The 3,229-nt window shown below is 63.1% G+C and carries 4 protein-coding genes; all 4 read right to left on the reverse strand.

The window, feature by feature from the left end; all coding sequences use genetic code 11:
• Positions 1 to 665 (reverse strand): succinate dehydrogenase iron-sulfur subunit (locus FH061_RS29925; protein ID WP_151639475.1); only part of this gene is annotated, 665 nt, incomplete at its 3' end.
• A 9-nt stretch (positions 666 to 674) separates the two neighbouring features.
• On the reverse strand, positions 675 to 2,450 hold the full coding sequence (gene sdhA, locus FH061_RS29930; RefSeq protein WP_151639476.1) for a succinate dehydrogenase flavoprotein subunit: 1,776 nt from the start codon (positions 2,448 to 2,450) through the stop codon (positions 675 to 677).
• Positions 2,451 to 2,453: 3 nt separating this feature from the next.
• Positions 2,454 to 2,822: a succinate dehydrogenase, hydrophobic membrane anchor protein gene (gene sdhD, locus FH061_RS29935; protein WP_151639477.1), complete on the reverse strand. Its 369-nt coding sequence runs from the start codon at positions 2,820 to 2,822 to the stop codon at positions 2,454 to 2,456.
• A 2-nt stretch (positions 2,823 to 2,824) separates the two neighbouring features.
• Positions 2,825 to 3,229 (reverse strand): succinate dehydrogenase, cytochrome b556 subunit (gene sdhC / locus FH061_RS29940; RefSeq protein WP_404822534.1); only part of this gene is annotated, 405 nt, incomplete at its 5' end.

Genomic DNA, 3,229 nt, shown 5'->3' on the forward strand with positions numbered 1-3,229 from the left:
CGCGTCGGATTCAGTCCCTTCGGACAGACATCCACGCAGTTCATGATGGTATGGCAGCGGAACAGGCGGTACGGGTCCTCGAGGTTGTCGAGGCGCTCGCTGGTCGCCTGGTCGCGGCTGTCGGCAATGAAACGATATGCCTGCAGCAGACCCGCCGGTCCCACGAACTTGTCCGGATTCCACCAGAACGACGGACACGACGTCGAGCAGCATGCGCACAGGATGCACTCGTACAGCCCGTCGAGCTCTTCCCGCTCCGCCGGCGTCTGCAGACGCTCCTTCTCCGGCGGAATCGTCTCGTTGATCAGGTACGGCTTGATCGAGTGGTACTGCTTGAAGAACTGCGTCATGTCCACGATCAGGTCGCGGATCACCGGCAGCCCCGGCAGCGGACGCAGCACGATCGGCTCGGTCAGCTCGTTGAGGTTGGTGGTGCAGGCCAGCCCGTTCTTGCCGTTGATGTTCATCGCGTCCGAGCCGCAGACGCCTTCCCGGCAGGAGCGCCGCAGCGCCAGCGAGTCGTCCACGTCGGCCTTGATGCGCTGCAACGCGTCCAGCAGCATCTTGTCGGTGTCCTGCAGCGTCACCGTCAGATCCTGCATGTAAGGCTTGGCGTCCTTGTCCGGATCGTAACGGTAGATCTTGAATTTCAATGTGCGTGCCATGTTCTACCCTTAGAAAGTACGTGCCTTCGGCTTGAAGGTCTCCACCGTCAGCGGCTTGGTGTTGACCGGCTTGTAATCCAGCCGGCAGCCCTCGGAGAACCACAGCGTATGCTTCATCCAGTTCTCGTCGTCGCGCTTTTCGTAATCACGGTGCGCATGCGCGCCGCGCGATTCCTTGCGCGCCGTGGCCGAGGTGATGGTGGCCTTGGCGGTTTCAATCAGATTGTCCAGTTCCAGCGCTTCCACCCGCGCGGTGTTGAACACCTTGGACTTGTCCTTGAACGACACATGCTTGCGCCGCTCGTCGAGTTCCATGATCTTCGCAAAGCCGGTCTGCAGCAGCTCGTCGGTGCGGAACACGCCGCAGTACTGCTGCATGGTCGAACGGATCGCATTGGCCACGTCCTGCACCCGCTCGCTACCGGTGCTGGTTTCCAGGCGCGCCAGGCGCGACAGCGCCAGTTCGGCGGCATCGGCCGGCAGCGGCTTGTGGCTCTTCTGCTTGAGGTTCGAGGCGACGATATGGTTGCCGGCGGCGCGGCCGAACACCAGCAGGTCCAGCAGCGAGTTGGTGCCGAGGCGGTTGGCGCCATGCACCGACACGCACGCGCATTCGCCGATGGCGTACATGCCGTTGACGATTTCCTGGCCGCCGTTCTTCGGCGCCACCACCTGGCCGTGGATGTTGGTCGGAATGCCGCCCATCTGGTAATGGATGGTCGGCACCACCGGAATCGGCTCGCGGGTGGCATCGACGTTGGCGAACTTGTGGCCGATCTCGAGAATCGACGGCAGGCGCTTCTTGATGGTGTCGGCGCCGATATGGCGCAGGTCCAGCAGCACATGGTCCTTGTTGGGACCGCAGCCACGGCCTTCCTTGATCTCCTGGTCCATCGAGCGCGATACGAAGTCGCGCGGCGCCAGGTCCTTCAGCGTCGGCGCATAGCGCTCCATGAAGCGTTCGCCGTTGGCGTTGATGAGGATGCCGCCCTCGCCGCGCACGCCTTCGGTGATCAGCACGCCGGCGCCGGAGACGCCGGTCGGGTGGAATTGCCAGAACTCCATGTCCTGCAGCGGCAGGCCGGCCCGTGCGGCCATGCCCATGCCGTCGCCGGTATTGATGAAGGCATTGGTGGAGGCGGCGAAGATGCGGCCGGCGCCGCCGGTGGCGAACAGCGTGGTCTTGGCTTCGAGAATCATCACGTCGCCGGTTTCCATTTCCAGGGCGACTACGCCCAGCACGTCGCCGTCGGCGTCGCGCACCAGGTCAATGGCCATCCACTCGACGAAGAAATGGGTCTTGGCGCGCACGTTGCGCTGGTACAGCGTGTGCAGCAGCGCATGGCCGGTACGGTCGGCCGCGGCGCAGGCGCGCTGCACCGGCTTCTCGCCGAAGTTGGCGGTATGGCCGCCGAACGGACGCTGATAAATCGTGCCGTCGGGATTGCGGTCGAACGGCATGCCGAAGTGCTCGAGCTCGTAGACCACCTTGGGCGCCTCGCGGCACATGAACTCGATGGCGTCCTGGTCGCCCAGGTAGTCCGAGCCCTTGACGGTGTCGAACATGTGCCAGTACCAGTTGTCCTCGGACATGTTGCCCAGCGAAGCGCCGATGCCGCCCTGGGCGGCCACGGTGTGCGAGCGGGTGGGGAAGACTTTCGACAGCACGGCGACGTTGAGGCCGGCTTCGGCCAGCTGCAGCGACGCGCGCATGCCGGAACCGCCGGCGCCGACGATGACGGCGTCGAAGCGACGGGTAGGAATGGATTGTTTGATGGCTGCCACGATTTACACTCTCCAGATAATCTGCGCTGCCCAACCAGCACAACCGACGAGCCACAGCAGTGTGGCCACTTGCAGGACCAGACGCGCGGCAACCGACTTGGTGACGTAGTCCATCCAGATGTTGCGCATGCCGACCCAGGCGTGATAGAGCAGGGAAACGAAGGTCACGAAGGTGGCGAGCTTGAACCACTGGTGCGAGAACAGGCCGGCCCAGCCTTCATAGGAGAAGTTCTTGCCGGTCAGGAAGGCCACCAGCAGGATGACGGTATAGAGCGCCATGACGATGGCGGTGACGCGCTGGCCCATCCAGTCGCGCAGGCCGTAATGGGCGCCGACGACGAGGCGCTTGGGACCGATATTGTTGTTTGCCATGATCAGAACGCTCCGAACAGTTTCAGGGCCACGAGTGCGGTGGGCACCAGGCTGAGCACGAAGACGGCGATCGAGCTTTTCTTGCCGCTGTCCTTGTCGATGCCGATGTGGAAATCCATGCCGAGGTGGCGCAGGCCGGCGAAGAAATGGTGCAGGTAGGCCCAGACCAGGCCGAGGATGACGAGCTTGACGAACCAGCCGGAGGTGAAGCCCTTGAGGTACTCGAAGGAGATCTCGGAGGTGAGGCTTCTGTCGAGCAGGTACAGGATGAACGGCAGGAGCAGGAACAGGGCTGCGCCGCTGATGCGGTGCAGGATGGATAGATAGGCTGCCAGTGGCAACCGGTAGTGCGCAATGTCCGCAAAGGTCATGACGCCATACTTTTGCCGATTTTTCTTTACGGCTTC

This window comes from Noviherbaspirillum aerium, assembly GCF_008929045.1.
GTDB classification, from domain to species: domain Bacteria; phylum Pseudomonadota; class Gammaproteobacteria; order Burkholderiales; family Burkholderiaceae_D; genus Noviherbaspirillum; species Noviherbaspirillum aerium.